Annotated in this window: 13 protein-coding genes; 7 read left to right on the top strand and 6 right to left on the bottom strand. The window is 74.9% G+C overall.

Translation table 11 applies throughout. The features are described 5' to 3' along the window. Positions 1–235: 235 nt before the first annotated feature. The gene (locus ACFYMO_RS01040; protein WP_366771431.1) at positions 236–1,369 is read left to right on the top strand and encodes an acyl-CoA desaturase; all 1,134 of its coding nucleotides are present in this window, start codon (positions 236–238) and stop codon (positions 1,367–1,369) included. Between the two features lie 7 nt (positions 1,370–1,376). Here ACFYMO_RS01040 and ACFYMO_RS01035 read toward each other — a convergent pair whose 3' ends face one another. Next, positions 1,377–3,542 carry a phage holin family protein gene (locus ACFYMO_RS01035; protein ID WP_366771432.1) on the bottom strand — a complete coding sequence of 722 codons (2,166 nt, stop codon included), beginning with the start codon at positions 3,540–3,542 and terminating at the stop codon, positions 1,377–1,379. 374 nt (positions 3,543–3,916) lie between these two features. Between ACFYMO_RS01035 and ACFYMO_RS01030 the strand changes: the two genes are divergently transcribed. Together ACFYMO_RS01030 and ACFYMO_RS01025 are read left to right on the top strand one after the other, a co-directional pair. After that, positions 3,917–4,693, top strand: a complete 777-nt coding sequence (locus ACFYMO_RS01030; protein ID WP_388543400.1) for an MBL fold metallo-hydrolase — start codon at positions 3,917–3,919, stop codon at positions 4,691–4,693. Beyond that, positions 4,690–5,355, top strand: coding sequence for a VTT domain-containing protein (locus ACFYMO_RS01025; RefSeq protein WP_366771434.1), 666 nt, complete (start codon positions 4,690–4,692; stop codon positions 5,353–5,355). The genes ACFYMO_RS01030 and ACFYMO_RS01025 overlap by 4 nt, the downstream gene beginning before the upstream one ends. Positions 5,356–5,406: 51 nt before the next feature. Here the strand turns inward: ACFYMO_RS01025 and ACFYMO_RS01020 are convergent, their stop codons facing one another. Together ACFYMO_RS01020 and ACFYMO_RS01015 are read right to left on the bottom strand one after the other, a co-directional pair. Further along, positions 5,407–6,771 carry an MBL fold metallo-hydrolase gene (locus ACFYMO_RS01020; protein ID WP_366771435.1) on the bottom strand — a complete coding sequence of 455 codons (1,365 nt, stop codon included), beginning with the start codon at positions 6,769–6,771 and terminating at the stop codon, positions 5,407–5,409. Then, positions 6,772–8,040, bottom strand: a complete 1,269-nt coding sequence (locus tag ACFYMO_RS01015; RefSeq protein WP_388543398.1) for an aminotransferase class I/II-fold pyridoxal phosphate-dependent enzyme — start codon at positions 8,038–8,040, stop codon at positions 6,772–6,774. Between the two features lie 547 nt (positions 8,041–8,587). Between ACFYMO_RS01015 and ACFYMO_RS01010 the strand changes: the two genes are divergently transcribed. From ACFYMO_RS01010 to ACFYMO_RS01000, 3 genes are all read left to right on the top strand, one after another. Next, entirely contained in the window at positions 8,588–9,115 is a 528-nt protein-coding gene (locus ACFYMO_RS01010; protein ID WP_366771437.1) for a CBS domain-containing protein, read from the top strand. Between the two features lie 70 nt (positions 9,116–9,185). Then, positions 9,186–9,995, top strand: coding sequence for a methyltransferase domain-containing protein (locus ACFYMO_RS01005; protein ID WP_388543396.1), 810 nt, complete (start codon positions 9,186–9,188; stop codon positions 9,993–9,995). Positions 9,996–10,089: 94 nt separating this feature from the next. Further along, the gene (locus tag ACFYMO_RS01000; protein ID WP_366771439.1) at positions 10,090–10,452 is read left to right on the top strand and encodes a VOC family protein; all 363 of its coding nucleotides are present in this window, start codon (positions 10,090–10,092) and stop codon (positions 10,450–10,452) included. A 78-nt stretch (positions 10,453–10,530) separates the two neighbouring features. Here ACFYMO_RS01000 and ACFYMO_RS00995 read toward each other — a convergent pair whose 3' ends face one another. Both ACFYMO_RS00995 and ACFYMO_RS00990 read right to left on the bottom strand, forming a co-directional pair. Next, positions 10,531–12,543: a DUF5107 domain-containing protein gene (locus ACFYMO_RS00995; RefSeq protein ID WP_388543394.1), complete on the bottom strand. Its 2,013-nt coding sequence runs from the start codon at positions 12,541–12,543 to the stop codon at positions 10,531–10,533. 255 nt (positions 12,544–12,798) lie between these two features. Then, positions 12,799–13,575 (bottom strand): helix-turn-helix domain-containing protein, encoded by a 777-nt coding sequence (locus ACFYMO_RS00990; RefSeq protein ID WP_388543392.1) that lies wholly within the window; start codon positions 13,573–13,575, stop codon positions 12,799–12,801. 107 nt (positions 13,576–13,682) lie between these two features. On the opposite strand from ACFYMO_RS00990, the gene ACFYMO_RS00985 reads away from it, so the two are divergent. Then, on the top strand, positions 13,683–14,945 hold the full coding sequence (locus tag ACFYMO_RS00985) for an MFS transporter (protein WP_388543390.1): 1,263 nt from the start codon (positions 13,683–13,685) through the stop codon (positions 14,943–14,945). Here the strand turns inward: ACFYMO_RS00985 and ACFYMO_RS00980 are convergent. After that, the gene (locus tag ACFYMO_RS00980; protein WP_037707929.1) at positions 14,923–15,615 is read right to left on the bottom strand and encodes a 4'-phosphopantetheinyl transferase superfamily protein; all 693 of its coding nucleotides are present in this window, start codon (positions 15,613–15,615) and stop codon (positions 14,923–14,925) included. The two genes, ACFYMO_RS00985 and ACFYMO_RS00980, sit on opposite strands and share 23 nt — an antisense overlap. Positions 15,616–15,725 lie beyond the last annotated feature (110 nt).

The raw sequence follows: 15,725 nt of genomic DNA, 5'->3' as shown, positions 1-15,725 counted from the left end.
GTGTCACTGGACAGACCGTGCGGAGACGGCGAACTCATCGGCGGGAGCGCGTCCCACCGGACGGACCACGGCACACGCGGCCGCCGCCCCGAGGGGCCGCCCCTGAGAGCCGGCCTCGGGGATGTCCCCGAGACGGGGTGTAGCCAGGTACACCCGGCGAGGAGGGCAGCCCCCCGCCCCGGCAGGCGTGCTGCACGGCTGTCGGCAGCGGCCCGCGGCCGGAAGGCTCGCAGGTATGACGACAGCGATCGACGCACCGCAGCCGCGCACCGCCCGGGACTCCGGCAGCAGTGCTCCGCGGGCCGCACGGAAGGGCTCCGGCGGAGGGCGGCAGGGCAGTGACTTCTCCCGGCTCTCAGCGCGGATCTCGGACGCCGGGCTGCTGGACCGCAGGCCGCTCTACTACACCGTACGCCTCACGCTCGTCGGGCTGGCGTTCGCGGCCGGATGGGTGGCCGTGTTCGCCGTGGGCGCCTCCTGGTGGCAGTTGGCGGTCGCCGGGTACCTGGGCGTGGTCTACGGCCAGCTCGCGCTGGTCGCTCACGACCTGGCGCACCGCCAGGTCTTCCGCGGCCGCCGGGCCAGCGAGGTGTTCGGCCGCGTGGTGGGCAACCTGGGCATCGGGATGTCGTACGGCTGGTGGATGAACAAGCACACCCGGCACCACGCCAACCCCAACCACGAGGACCTCGACCCGGATGTCGCGCCCGACATCCTGGTCTGGTCGCGGGAGCAGGCGGCCGAGGCGCGCGGGCTGCCCCGGTTCGTGGGACGGCACCAGGCGGCGCTGTTCTTCCCGCTGCTGACGCTGGAGGGCTTCAATCTGCACGTCTCCAGCTTCCGGGCACTGCGCCAGCCACATCTCAAGCGCAAGTGGCTGGAGGGCGCACTGCTGCTGGTGCACACCGCCTGCTACCTGGGGGCACTGTTCTGGGCGCTGCCGGTCGGTATGGCCCTCGCGGTGCTCTTCGTCCACCACGCCGTCTTCGGCGTCTATCTGGGCAGCATCTTCGCGCCCAACCACAAGGGCATGCCCACGCTCAAGGGCGACGAGCGCCCGGACTTCCTGCGCCGCCAGGTCCTCACCTCGCGCAACGTGCGCGGCGGGCCGCTCACCGATCTGGCGCTGGGCGGTCTCAACTACCAGATCGAGCACCATCTTTTCCCGAGCATGCCGACCCCGCACCTGCGCAGGGCCCGCCCCCTCGTCCGCGACTACTGTGCCGAACTGGGCGTCCCGTACCACGAGACGGGGCTGCTCACCTCATGGCGCGAGGCGATGCGCCACCTGCGGGACGTGGGCACGCCGATCCGGGAGGGCGCCGGTACGACCGAGCAGACCGCGGACGCCGGGAAGCCGACGCCCTGATGGCCAGTCAGCTGCCGGGCGCGGCGGGCAACGGCTCCTGCGCACCGGCCGGCCCGGCGGTGCCGTCTGCCGGTCCGGCCTCTTCCGAGGCCGCGGCCAGCCGGTCGGCGCCCGGCAGCAGCCGCGGCTCGGCCGACTCCGCCAGCCAGCGCCGCAGCACCCGGTGCACGGCCTCGGCACCCACCAGCGACTGCCCCGGCTCGACCGGCGGTGACAGCTCCAGCGGGGAGAGCAGGAACGCGTCGCTCTGCTCACCGCCCAGCCCGCCGTGCGAGCCGATCTGCTCCTCGAAGGCGTGCACCGCACCGGTGGCCGGATCGAGCGCGGAGTTGACCATGATGTCCGGGGCGTGCGGGAACCGCGCCGTACGCAGCAGCGCCTGGCGCGCGCCCGCGCCGAACGGGGCCAGCGGGTCGCGGAGGCCGACCACCTCGCCGGTCTCCAGCCGGTGCTCGCATCCGCCCGCGCCCAGCGCCACCGGTCCGTGCTCGGCGCTCAGCACCACCACGAAGCCGATGCCCGGATGTTCGGCCAGCGTGGGCAGCAGGGCCGGGCGCAGTTCCTGGATGCGCTCGCGGGTCAGCCGCCCGGGGTGCTCGGGGAAGGAGATCAGCCCCAGGTTGCCGGAAGCCAGCACCACCGGTCCGGTGTCGCGCCGCGGGGTGCGCGGCGCCTCCTGGCCGGATTCCTCGGGGCGGCGCAGAGCGGCGCGCGCCGCGGCCCGCGCCTCCGAGCCACTGGCCGTCCGCCCGGCGCGCCGCGGCACCTGCAGTCCGCTGCCCGCCCGGACCAAGTCCTCCAGGGTCAGCCCGTACGCGTGCTCGAACGTCTCTCCGAAGCTCTGCCCGTGGTCGGAGAGCAGCACCAGCCGGTAGGGGCGCGGCGCGTGCTCGGCGACCTTGGCGATCAGCCGTACCGAACGGTCCAGCCGCCGCAGCACCTGCCGGGTGTCCCTGCCGCGGGGTCCCGAGTGGTGTGCCACCTCGTCGTAGCCGACCAGGTCGGCGTAGACCGCCGTCCGGCAGCGGAGCATGTCCCCGAGCACGGCGGCCACCACCACGTCCCGCTCGACGACGGTGGCGAAAGCGCGGACGAACGGGTAGAGCCCGCCGCGGCCCACCCGCGGCCGTTCCCGGCGCAGCAGCGCGCAGGTGGACTGGAGCATCTCGCGGAGCACCTCGGCGACGAACGACACGGCGGTGCGGGTCGCGTTGGCGGGGTCGGAGAAGTAGGCGAAGTACCCGGCGCGCGAGCGGGTCTCCTTGCCGCGGCGGGCCGAGACCGACAGCACCAGCGCGACCTGCCGGGCGCCGCCGGTGAACAGGTTGCCGCGGCTGGCACCGTCGTGCGCGAGCAGGCCCGGGTCGCCGGTGCGCTCGACGGCGCGGCGCTGGAGTTCGGCCGCGCTGGTGGGCCGGTTGCTGACCACGACCTCGCCGGTCTCCTTCTCGTACCAGCGGAACGCGGGCACGTCGGCGTTGCTGCCGTGCAGGATGCCGAGCTGGCTGGCGCCGGTCTGGCTGGACCAGTCGGTGCGCCAGCGGGTCAGCCGGTGGGTGCGCCCGTACAGCGCGGCGACCGCGGGCATCAGCGGCTCGCCGCCGGGCGGTGCCTCCAGCGCCTCCCTGAGCACCGCGTGCCCGAGCCCGTCGAGCTGCAGGAAGACCGTGCCGGGAGTGCGGGGCGGCGCACCCTGGCCCTCGCGCCGCCTTCTGCGGCCCGCGATCCGGGCCAGCCGGTGCCGGTAGCCCCGGTCGTCGCGGACCGCGAGGAGCGCGTTGGTCGCCGAGGAGGCCGCGGACATCGCGGCGGCGACGACGACGGCCATGGACGGATCCGCGCTGCCCCTGCCGTAGGGGATCAGGGACAGCGCGAGCCACAGCAGCGACCCGTTGAGGAAGAAGACGAGCAGTCCGAGGACCAGCGCGGGCACCAGCAGGAAGGCACGCACCAGCAGCGGCCACACCAGGGCGCTCAGCAGTCCGAAGACTCCGGCGCCGACTGCGGCCGTGATGCCGATGACGGTGGCGCTGTCGCCGCCTGCGGACTGCAGCCGGAAATCCGGCAGCACCCCGGCGAGCACCAGCATCGTGAGGGTGCCGGCCAGCCAGACGGCTCCGACGCGGAGCGAGGCCGCGCCCAGCCTGCGCCACGGTATGCGGGGAACGCGCACGCCCGTCAGGTCACCTCCCTCACGGTTGACGGAACAACCTCCACTTTTGCACAGTCTCGTCCGGCGGCAGGAGGGCGCTCGAGGAGAGCGCGAGGCTCACTGAGGGCGCGGGGTCCGCGGAGGGGGCGGCGGACGGACCGTGCGGGGAAGCGGGGAAGGGGCAGGGACGGCGCGGGGAAGGGGCAGGGACGGCGCGGGGGCAGCGGAGGGCCGGAATGGGCTGCGCGGGGAAGGCGGCCGGAACGGAAGACCGCCGGGCCGGGGAGCGTGGGCGCGCGGCAGGACGCGGGCGGAGGCGGCGGTCCGGTCGCCCCGGTGCGCGCTTAGGCTCGTAGGGGCCGCAGCAGCCGACGAGGACCCGGGGAGGAGCGCACGTGCCGGTCGAGGTCACCTGGTGGGGACATGCCACCGCCACCGTGCGGGATTCGGGGGCCACGGTGCTGACGGACCCGCTGCTGGTACGCCGGGTCGCTCATCTGCGCCGTCGGCGCGGGGCGCTGCCGCCGCCGCACGCGGCGCGCGCCGACCTGGTACTCGTCTCCCACCTGCACGCCGACCACCTGCACCTCGGCTCCCTCGCCATGCTCGCGCCGGGCACCCGGGTGCTGGTGCCGCGCGGAGCGCAGCGGGCCGTGCCGGGCCTGCGGCGGCTGGCGCCGGCACTGGAGCTCGTCGAGGTCGTCCCGGGCGACGAGATCGCGGCGGGCCCGCTGACCGTCCGGGCCGTCCCCGCCGCGCACGACGGGCGGCGGCTGCCCCTGGGACGGCACACGGCTCCCGCGCTGGGGTTCGTGGTGACGGGCGAGGAGCGCACCTACTTCGCGGGGGACACCGGACTGTTCGACGGGATGGCGGACGAGGTCGGGGCCGTGGACACGGCGCTGCTGCCGGTCGGCGGCTGGGGGCCCTTCCTGGGCGAGGGGCACCTGGACGCGGGCCGCGCCGCCGAGGCACTGGCCCGGCTGCGCCCGCGCAGCGCGGTGCCGGTGCACTTCGGCACGTACTGGCCGGTGGGGATGGACGCGATCAGGCCGCACGAGTTCCACTCCCCCGGCGCAGAGTTCAAGCGGCTGGCGGCGCGGCCCGCGCCGGAGGTCGCGGTGCACCTGCTGGGGCACGGAGAGAGCGTGCGACTGGAGGCGGACAGATGACCGGTGCGCTCCCGGACGGACTCGGCGCGGTCGCCCACACCGTCTCCGAGGCCGTGGTGCGCCCGCCCGAGTCCACCCAGCAGGCGCTGGGCTACCCCTCACTGTTCCTGCTCGTGGTGCTCGGCTCACTGGTGCCGGTCGTCCCGACGGGGGCGCTGGTCAGCGGGGCCGCCGTGGTGGCGCTCCACCAGAGCATGCCGGCGCTCGCGCTGCTCGCCGTCTTCGGTGTCGCCTCGCTCGCCGCCTTCCTCGGCGACCTGGGACTGTACTGGCTGGGCAGCCGAGGGGTCGGCTCCAGGAACGGCTCCCGCTGGCTGTCGGCGCTGCGCGAGCGGGCCGCCCCCGAACGGCTCGCGCAGGCCGACGCCCGGCTGCGTACGCACGGGGTCACGGTGCTCGTCGTCTCCCGGCTGATCCCCGCGGGGCGGATCCCCGTGATGCTCGCCTGTCTGCTGGCCCGGATGCGGTTGCGCGAGTTCGCCCGCGGGGACGTCCTGGCCTGCCTGGCGTGGGCCGCCGCCTACCAGCTCGTCGGCGTCGCGGGCGGCTCCCTCTTCCCCCAGCCCTGGGAGGGGATCGTCGCGGCTGTCGCCCTGACCCTGCTCCTGAGTGCCGCCCCGGCGCTGTGGCGCCGGTTCCGCGGGGCGCGTACCTCCGAGTAGCACTCCGCGGGACCGTCCGGCGGCAGAGGGTGTGGTGCTCCTCGTCGGGAGCTACGCCGCCTCCAGGACCCTGGAGGCCCCCACTGGGAGGTCCCACAGGTCCTCGCGCGGGCGCCCCGCCTCGGCCCAGGCGTTCCGTACCCGGGTGAGCGGCTCCAGCGGGGGCTCTCCGGAGAGCAGGAAGGTGGACCAGTGCATGGGAGCCATTCGGCGCGCGCCCACGTCCTGGCAGGCGCGCACGGCCTCCTCCGGATCGGTGTGCACGGGGCGCAGCATCCAGCGCGGGTCGTAGGCGCCGATGGGCAGCAGTGCCAGGTCGACACCGGCGAACCGGCGGCCGATCTCGGCGAACCAGTGCCCGTATCCGGTGTCCCCCGCGAAGTACACGCGCTGCCCCCGCGGGTCGGTCAGCACCCAGCCGCCCCACAGGGAGCGGCAGGTGTCGGTGAGGGTGCGCTTGGACCAGTGGTGGGCGGGCACGAAGTCGAAGCGCACCCGCGCCCTGCCGCTGCCCTCCGCCGCCGGACCGTCCCGCCGTACGGGCAGCTCGGCACCCTCCCACCAGTCCAGTTCGGTGACGGTGGTGAAACCGCGCTTGCGGCACCAGGCGCCGAGCCCGGCCGGGACGAACAGCGGAGTGGAACGCGGCAGTCGGCGCAGGGTGGGAGCGTCGAGGTGGTCGTAGTGGTTGTGCGAGATGACGACGGCGTCGACCGTCGGCAGATCCTGCCAGGCCACCCCTACGGGGGTGATGCGGGCGGGAGTGCCGAGGATCTTCCGCGACCAGACCGGGTCGGTCAGCACCGTGAGGCCGCCGATCCGCACCACCCAGCTGGCGTGCCCGGCCCAGGTCACCGACAGGCCGTCGGGGCCGGGTTCGGGAAGCGGGCCCGGCGCGAAGGGCAGCCGCGGGATCTCCTCGGCGAGGGCCGATGCGACCGGCCGCATGGCGCCCTCGCGCGCGAGCCTGGCCAGCGCCCGGACGCCGGGCAGCGGCGAGGTGAGCCGGTGCGCGAACGAGCGGGGCCACACCCGCCGGGCACCGACCGGGCGCGGCGGGGAGAGCGCGGGCGGGGGCGGCTGCAGGAGTACGTCGGTGGGACCGGGCCGGGTGCCTCCCCCGGCGCAGGGCGGGGCCGCGCCTCCTCCGGCGGCCGGGTGGACGCCCTCGGGTGCGGCGTCGCCCGCAACATCGGACGGCGCTGCGTCCCCGGACGGCTCGGGCCCGGACGTGCCGGACGTCCCGGTCGCGGGCGTCCCGGGGGCCGTCCCCGCGGGCCTCCCGGCCGGGGTTCCGGCTGACGGGGTCGAGGCCGAGGGGGGCTGGCCCGGTCCGGAGGGCTCCGACGCGGCGGCCCCGTCCGGCCGGGGAGAGGAGGGGGTGTCCTCGGAGCGCTGCCCGGTCCGTTCTGTCATCTACTGACAACTCCCATCCGTGAGATCGACCAGCACCGACTGCACCTGTGCCAACGTCTCCGCCGCTCCGGGCCATTCCTGCGGATGCGGCCGCGCGGCCGGTCCGGCCGCACCCTTGGCCACCGGCTCGCCCCCGTCCCGCCCGGTGGGCCGCGCCGCACCGGACAGAAGGTCCGTGGCCAGCCGCACCCGCAGCTCTCCCGGGTCGTCGCCGAACCGGTGCCCGCCCCGCGCCCACGGGCCCAGCCGCCGCACCAGCTCGGCCTCCAGCCGCACCGCGTCGGTAACACCACACGCGGCCAGGCGCGGCCGAAACGGGTCGAGGTCGACGTACAGGTGACGGCCCAGATGCGGCGGGCGGCACACCGCGCCCGCCGCGGTGACGGCCCGATGCAACGCGCGGGCCGACTCGCCGTGCACCCGGACCGCCTCGGCCCGCCGGGACAGCAGCTCGGGGGGCTCCCGCAGCGTCGTGGCAGCCGCCGCCGCGGCCGGGCCGGACAGCCCGGCGCCGAGCTCGGCCAGCACGTGGTGCACACGCGCACCGAACGTCCGGCCGCGCTCCGTGGCCGCGAACCGGGCGATCCCCGGGGGCGCCTCACCGGGTCCAGGACCGGAGCCGGGGCCCATCGCCGCCACTTCGCCCGTCGCGCCGAGTCCGGCGAGCACCACCACGTGGTCGGCCCGGCCCGCCTCGGTGAGCATCTCGGCCGGGCTGACGACGACGGTGTCGTGCGGGTCGTGCGAGCTGTCGCGCCAGGTCTCGTCGCTGACGATCAGCAGCCCCTCGGCGACGGCGGCCTCGCACACCTCGTGCAGCAGTTCGGGCGGCGCGGCGGTACCGGTGATGTCGTCGGCGACGGAGAGCACCAGCGCGTGCGGGAACTCGCCGGCCTCGCGGGATCTGCGCACCGCCTCCAGCAGCGCGAACGGGTCCGGGACGCCGCCGCACTCCGCGGGCACCGGAACGGTGTGCACCGTCCGGCCGAGCTGCCGCGCCTGCGCCGCGTGCCAGGGCGGACACGGATGCGGAAGCAGCACACTGCCGGGCGTCCGCAGCCCCTCGCCGCCACCGTCGGGAGCACCGGCAGCGGCCGCCAGCACGGCGAGCAGCAGCAGCGGAGCGCCGGGGGCCACGGCGACCTGCGGAGGACCGGTCGGCAGGCCGCGGCGGTGCCAGTATGCGCAGGCGGCCTCGCGGACGGCGGCCAGGGACGGGACGGCGAGCAGCTCCGCGCCTCCCCCGACCTGGTCCGTGCGCCGCATCATGTGGCCTCCGCCGCTTATCGGACAACCTTTCTTGCGTACACCTTGGCAGAAGGCGATGGCACCGGCAGCGCCGACACGTACGGTTTCGCCCGGAGGCGGGCGCCCGCGCGGCGCCCTGTGCGCGGGCGCCCGCCCTGTCGTGCGCCGAACCCCCCGGGCACCTGCCCTGTGGTGCACCGGACCCGGGGCACGGCTCGGGCGGTGCCGGATCCGCGGGGTCGGCAGGGGCCACGGGTCGGGGCAGAGCCGGACGGCGGCGGGGCCGTCAGCAGCGGGCAGTCCTAGGCACGCCTGACGGCGGCGCCGGGCGGACGTGCGGGCGGCATGCCCGGTGAACACCGAGCGGCCCGGACGGCGCCTGGGCGCGGCTGCCCGGTGGTGGGAGCGACGGACCGGCGCCGGACGACGGCGACATCGGGCCGATGGGCCCCAACTCCCCTCCATCGCGGGGGTGTCGGCGGCGCACGGGCGGGTACGCCGTGCTGCTCGACGGGGGTGAGTGAGCACACGGCGCGGGACGAGGCAACCCGGAGAAGAGGGCAGGGACATGGCGCGTTTGGTGCGAGACATCATGACACCCGCGGCGACGACAGTCCGTCCTGACGCGTCCCTGGTGGAGGCCGCCCAGTTGATGCGCGCGCAGGACATCGGGGACGTGCTCGTGGTGAAGGACGGCAGACTGCTCGGGCTGCTCACCGATCGGGACATCACCCTGCGTGCGGTGGCCGACGCGGTGGATCCACTGGGCGTGAACTGCCTCTCGGCCTGCACCCGCGACCCGGTGACCGTCTCGCCGGACACGGAACTGCGGACGGCGGTGGATCTGATGCGGTCACACGTGGTGCGCAGACTGCCGGTGCTCGACGGCGGCCGACTGGCCGGGATGGTCAGCATCGGCGACTTGGTGCGGGAGAGCGATCCGGACTCGGTCCTGGCCCACATCAGCCGTGCCGTGCCGGACTCCGGACCGGTGCCGGGCATCGACGCGGCACCGGAACAGGGCACCGAAGCACCGCACGGCGCGGGGGCGGGACCGCTCGCCGAGCAGGAGGACGGCCGGCCGCACTCCGGATGAGCACACCGAAGGAGTCCACATTCCGGAATAGCCTTGCTCGCATGACGAGACGCCGAGCTACAGTGCCCGCATGGCACACGAGACCGCCGTCTACACCCACGGCCACCACGAGTCCGTCCTGCGCTCGCACACCTGGCGCACCGCCGCCAACTCCGCCGCCTACCTCCTCGACGAGCTGCGTCCGGACCACCGGGTCCTGGACATCGGCTGCGGGCCCGGCACCATCACGGCGGATCTGGCCTCGCGGGTGCCGCAGGGCTCCGTCACCGGACTCGACGCGGCCTCCGGAGTCCTGGAGCAGGCCCGCGCCACCGCACGGGAACGCGGGCTGACCAACACCGCCTTCACCACGGGCGACGTGCACGCGCTCGACTTCGCGGCCGGCGACTTCGACGTGGTGCACGCCCACCAGACGCTGCAGCACGTGGGCGATCCGGTGGGCGCACTGCGCGAGATGCGCCGGGTGTGCGCGCCCGGCGGGGTGGTGGCGGTCCGGGACGCGGACTACGGAGGCATGTTCTGGTACCCGCAGTCCCCCGGCATGGAGGCCTGGCTGGACCTCTACCGGCGGGTCGCACACGCCAACGGCGGCACCCCCGATGCCGGGCGGCGGCTGCACGCATGGGCCCGCGCAGCCGGCTTCAGCGACATCACCGTCACCACGAGCACCTGGTGCTTCAGCACGCCGGACGAACGTGCCTGGTGGAGCGGACTGTGGGCCGACCGCACCGTCGCCTCCGGCTATGCGGCGCTCGCCGTCGAGGGCGGCCTGACCGATGAGGACGAACTGCGCGGGATCGCGGAGGCCTGGCGGACCTGGGGGCAGGAGGAGGACGGCTGGTTCACCGTGGTGCACGGCGAGATCCTCTGCCGCGCGTGAGCGGCGGCGGGCGCGGCGGCGGGCACTCCGGGGCAACTGCGCGTTCCCGTACCGTGGTTCGGCGCGGCGGGCGGTCCCGTTCTAGGGTGGTGCCATGGATATCCTGGGGACCTCGCTGCGTATCTGCGTCGACGATCTGGACACGGCCGTGCCGGTGTACGAACGGCTGGCCAGTGCGGAGGCGATGCGCTTCCAGAACGGCCCCGTGGAGGTCGCGGCGGTCGGTCCCTTCTTCCTGATGAGCGGCCCCGAGGAGCATCTCGACGTGCTCAGCAAGGTCAAGGCGACCCTCGCGGTGAAGGACGTGGACGACGCGCTCGCCGACCTCCACACCGTCGGGGCGCAGATCATCGCGGGACCCAAGGCCACCCCGATCGGCCGCAATCTGATCGCCCGCCACCCGGACGGCAGCGTTTTCGAGTACGTGGACCGCAAACAGGACTCCCCCGCGCAATAGCAGCAGTGGCCGCACCGCGCTCCCGGGACGGCTTCCACCGGGAGCGCCGTGCGGCGGCCTCATCCGCTCCTCCGGTCCCTACGGACGCATCCGGAAGTCGTACCGGGCCGGGAGCGGGTCGGAGGTGAGCGCCGCCCAGGTGTCGCTCAGCACCTCCTCGCCCTCTCGCAGGTCCTCGACCTCGAAACCGGCCTCGAACAGCGCGCGTGCACCCGCGGTGTCGCCCTGTGCCAGCAGAACCCGGGCGCGCAGCAGTCGGCAGCGGCCGCGCTGGTGCTGCTGCCGGGACAGGCCCGCCAGCGCCTGTTCGGCCTCCTGCGCCCGGTCCTCGGCCAGCAGCGCTTCGACCGCTTCCACCGCGAGCGCTGTGAGTGCCGCCTCGGCGAGCGGGATACTCGGATCGAGCCGCTCGCGTGCGTCGTGCACGGCCGCCAGCCAGCGCTCCGCCGCACGGGCTCCGTTGCCCTCCTGCCGGTCGGCGACGGCCAGGCAGCGCAACGCCGGCCAGCGCGCTCCCTGTTCGAGGGACCGCTCCCAACTGCGCACCGCCTGCGAGCGGTCACCGGCGTGCCACTGTGCGACGCCCAGGTGGTAGTCCACCTCGCGTCGCGAGGCTGCGCCCGCCGCAGCGGAGTCCGGATCCGCGTCGGCGGACTCCAGCAGTTCACGCCACTCCGGCGCGACCAGCGTGGGGCCCGGCGGAAGGTGTTCCGGCCCGCCGGGCAGTGTGCCGGTGTGCAGCAGCGCGGTCCACGGCCGCTGCTGCTCGCCCAGGGTCTCCGGCGGGAACGGCGTACCCGGGAGGGTGAAACCGCCGCGCTCCACCTCCAGCGCCCCCCAGCCCGAACCCGACGCCAGCCAGCCGTCGGCCGGTTCGCCCTCGGGGGCCGTGTCCGCGCACGGTCGCCAGGCCGTGTAGGCCTCCTCCACCCTGCCGCGCGGCAGTGCGCTCTCCAGCCGCTCCTCGGTGTGCGCGCGGGCGGCCGCCCAGTCCGCGCCGTGCACCCTCTCCGGATCGGCGTCGAGCGGACCGTACGCCTCCAGCCAGGCGAACTCGCCGCCCGGTTCCAGCGGCAGATGTTCGAGCTGGGTGCGGGCCAGCCCCGCCTGGATCTCCACGTACCCGGGCGTGCCCGGCTCGGTCAGCCACTCCTGCCAGCGTCTGCCGCCCGGCCCGGCACCCCAGACGAACAGCTTGCGGCCGCGCAGCAGGTCCGTCGAGGTCTGCACCAAGCCCTGCCCCGTCCCGTCGAGGGCGGCGATCCACTTCCGCGACGGTGCGGGCACCTCGTGGAAGTAGTCGGCGGGGAACCGGCTGCCCAGCGGATAGGTCAGATCGACGCCCTCCCACTCGGGCACCGGTATCCGGCGCAGCGTGCGCTCGTAGGCGAAGTACCAGCTCTCCTCGGCCGGGGCGAGCACCCGCGTCCCCGGGGTCTCGGGGACCGCGATGTTGGACCACCAGTAGACCGGCACGGTGCGGTGGTGCGGGTTGCGGATCCGGGCGCCGACGTAGAGGAAGTCGGAGTCCTCCGGCAGCCACAGGTCGACCTGGAACGGGGTGTCCCGCAGCCGCTCCCACTCCCACAGCCGCACCATCGCACCGTCTCCGCCGGGTGCGGGCACCCGGGCCGCGTGCAGGGGTGCGCAGGAGAGCGTCGTATGGCCGGTGGCGCCGATGTTCCACTCGACGCCCCCCGAGAACCAGGCTCCGTTGAGGGCGAAGTCGGCAGGCTGGAAGACCGGGTTCGCATACAGCAGTTCACGCCCGGTCGGCTTGTGGAACAGGGAGGCGAGGCGGCCGCCGAGGCCCGGGAGGACGGTGGCGCGGAGCCGTGCGTTCTCCAGGACGATCGTCTCGAGCGCGGTCGGAGTGCGCTGCCGTCCGTAACCGTCCAGCACCCGGGTGGGCAGCACCGACCGCAGCGGCGCGTAGCCCACCTGACGTGCCATCTCCGGCGGCAGCGCGGCACGTTCGGCTCCGTCCAGGACGTGGGCCTCGTCCCGCGGCAGCAGCGCGGGCAGCGGGTTCTCGGGACCGAGCGGCGCGGCGGGCAGGGTCCGGGTGCTGCGTCGTACGGTCGTGGCCACGGCAACCTCGCTTCTTCCATACGTCCACGGGCGCCGCCGCCTGACCGGGACCCCCCGATGACCATGGAACACGCTCCGTCGGCCGCACGCCAGATCCCTTCCGCGGCGATGCCCCGGCGCCGGCGGGACCGTCGGCACGCCCGGGACAGCCGGGACTCCGGGGGCACGCGTTGCGCCGCCTTCCGGTGGGCGTCTCCGCGGCGGGCTTCTCTGCCGTGGGCCGCACTTCCGGTGGACCGCCGCCGCCCGCCGCACTCACGAGGGGGCGAAGTAGTCCCGGGGCGTGGTGCCGAGTGCGCGGCGGAACATGGCGGTGAAGGCGCTGGGCGTGGCATAGCCGACGGCACCCGCCACCGCGGTGACGGAGGAGCCCCGCGCGAGCAGGGTCACCGCGTGCACGAGCCGCGCCTGCTGCACCCAGCGGGCCAGGCTCATCCCGGTCGCGGCGGTGAAGTCGCGCTGCAGGCTCCGGGGGCTCACATGTGCGAAGGTCGCCGCCCGGCCGGTGGTCCAGGAATCCGCCGGAGACCGCCGCACCGCATCGCAGAGCGCCGCCAGCCGCGGGCTGTCCGGGGCCGGCAGATGCAGCGCCGCCACGGGATGCGGCGTCAGCTCCCGCAGCAGCAGGGCCATCACATGTCCGTCCCGGCCCTCGACCTCGTACTCCACCGGCAGCCGGGTCGCCTCGTCGATCAGTTCCCGCAGCAGCGGCGGGACGGAGACCACGGTGGGGACGTCCGGCAGCTCCACCGCGGCGGCCGGGTCGAGGTAGAGGGTGCGCATCGCCACCGGTCCGGCGCACCGCATCTCGTGGGTGAGCCCCGGCGGCACCCACGCGCCCCGGGTCGCCGGAACCACCCAGGTGCCGTGGCCGGTGACCACCGTGATGGCGCCCGTGGTGCCGTAGATCAGCTGAGCACGCCGGTGACGGTGCGGCGGGATGTGGTGGCCGTCGGGCAGATCCCGCGCCATCGCCGCGACCGGCCGGGGAACCCCCTGGTAGTCGTCCCGGTCCTCGCTCTTCCCGTACATGGCTCCCCGCGGCGGCGCCGCCCGCAGCTCCGGGTTGGCGCACTCTCGACAATTGCTGGCGTACGGGCGAAAGTCTGCCACGCTGCGCGTGCCTAGCCTCGTTGCCCGTGAACCACTCCTCCCCGGTCCCCGCCGAACCGTCCGGCCGCTTCCACCGCCGGATGCTGCTGCTGGCGGTCACCAGCGCCGTCACCGCAGCCAACGTGTATCTCAGCCAGCCCCTGCTGGAGGCCATCGCCCGGTCGCTGGGCGGGGGACCCGCTCTGCTGGGAGCCGTCCCCACCGCAACCCAGCTCGGCTACGCCACCGGCATCCTGCTGCTGGTGCCGGCAGGCGACAGCCACGACCGGCGCCGCCTGATCCTGACGCTGGGCACCCTCTCCTCGCTGGCGCTGGCGGCCTGCGCACTCGCCCCCACCGCTGAATTCCTGCTCGCCGCGGGCTTCGCGCTGGGCCTGTGCTCGCCGGTGCCCCAACTGGTGACGCCACTCGCGGTCGCCCTCGCGGAGGGGCGTAGGGGCGCGGTGGGGCAGGTGGTCGGCGGTGTGCAAGCAGGAATGCTCGTGGGGGTGCTGGCCTCCCGTGCCTACTCCGGCGTCCTCGCGGAGGCCGTCGGGTGGCGCGGCGTCCATCTGTGCTCCTGCGGGCTGACCCTGGCGCTGGTCGCTCTGCTGCGCTCGGCGCTGCCGCCCGCGCCGCCCGTGCCGTCCGCCGCTTCCTCCCCGGTGCCGGGCTACCGCGCCGCGCTGGCTTCCCTGCCCCGGCTCGCGGCACACCCGATGGTGTTCCGGATCGTGCTGTCCGGGGCGTTGGTCGGCGTCGCCTTCGGCGCGTTCTGGACCAGCCTGACCTTCCTCCTCGGCGGGCACTACCACTACGGACCGGCCCGGATCGGCCTCTTCGGGCTGGTGGCCGCGGCCAGTGCCGCGGCCTCGCCGTGGGCCGGGCGGGCCGCCGAGCGAATGGGACGCCGCGGCGCGACCGCGGCGCTCCTCGCGCTCGTCCTGGCGGGATGGCTGGTGCTGCTGCCCGGCGGAGTTTCGCCGTGGTGGCTGGTCCCCGGCGTGGTGCTGCTCGACATCGGGGTGTGGGGCAGCCAGGCGGCCAGTCAGACCGTGCTGTTCACTCTCGACCGCGGCCTGCACAGCCGCCTCAACACCGTCTGGTTCACCGCACGCTTCCTGGGCATCGCACTCGGCTCACTGGCCGGCTCACTCGCCTGGGCGGCCGGCGCCTGGCCCGCCGTCGTCGCGGTGGGCTCGTCGTTCAGCGCCCTGGGCCTGCTCGTCGCGGTTCTGCCCGGCGGCGACCGGTGGAGGCCGGCCGTGCCCCGCACGGAGCGAGCGCTCACCCGACCTCGTGAGCGGTGAGCTGCCGCAGCGCACTCGCGGCGGCGTAGCCGGGCGGCGCCGGAAGATCCGCGAGCCGCCACCCCGGCACCGGGGCCGGATCCTCCAGCGCGCTGACGTAGGTGATCGAGGGGTCCTCGCCCAGCCCCGTCCCGGTGCCCTTCAGATACGCCTCCTTCCGGGTCCAGCAGCGCGCGAACACGGACGGCAGTGCCGCGGTGTCCGCGACCGCCGCCAGTTCGGCCTGCTCCCGGGGGTGGAGAGCGGTCATCGTCTCGCGCGCCGTCCCGGCGGAGGGGAACTCCTCCACGTCCGCACCGACGGGCACGGCCGCGAAGGCCAGCAGCACCACATCACCCGCGTGCGAGAGGGAGAAGTGCACCGGATTGCCGGGGACGATCGGCCGCCCGTGCGGGCCCTCGCACACGGGGCAGTCCGCACGGGCCAACCGCACTTCCGCCGGCTCCAGACCGAGCAGCGCGCCCAGTTCCCTGCGCAGCGCAAGATGCGCGACGAGGTAACGGTCGCGGTCCACGGGCCGGACGAAGGCCGCGGCCCGCTCCCGCTCCTCCTCGGACAGCGCGGCGAGCGCACCGGGCACCCTGGTCGCGGCGGCCTGCTCCGAGACCCGGAGCACATGAACGGCCGGAGAGCTGGCGGGACCATCGATACCGGGTGCAACGCTCGTCATGCCGTGACCGTACCCGAACAGACGAGTGCGGCGCTGCTCCTTCGAGCTACCGGACTCCCGCACCGGGCCGCGGAAACGCACGACAGACCAAAGCTGGATCCGATACGGGC

Origin of the sequence: Streptomyces sp. NPDC007025 (genome assembly GCF_042869455.1) — a bacterium.
Lineage (GTDB): Bacteria > Actinomycetota > Actinomycetes > Streptomycetales > Streptomycetaceae > Streptomyces.
The sequence above is the reverse complement of the archived record's forward strand: the minus strand, read 5'-3'. Positions and strand labels throughout refer to the sequence as shown.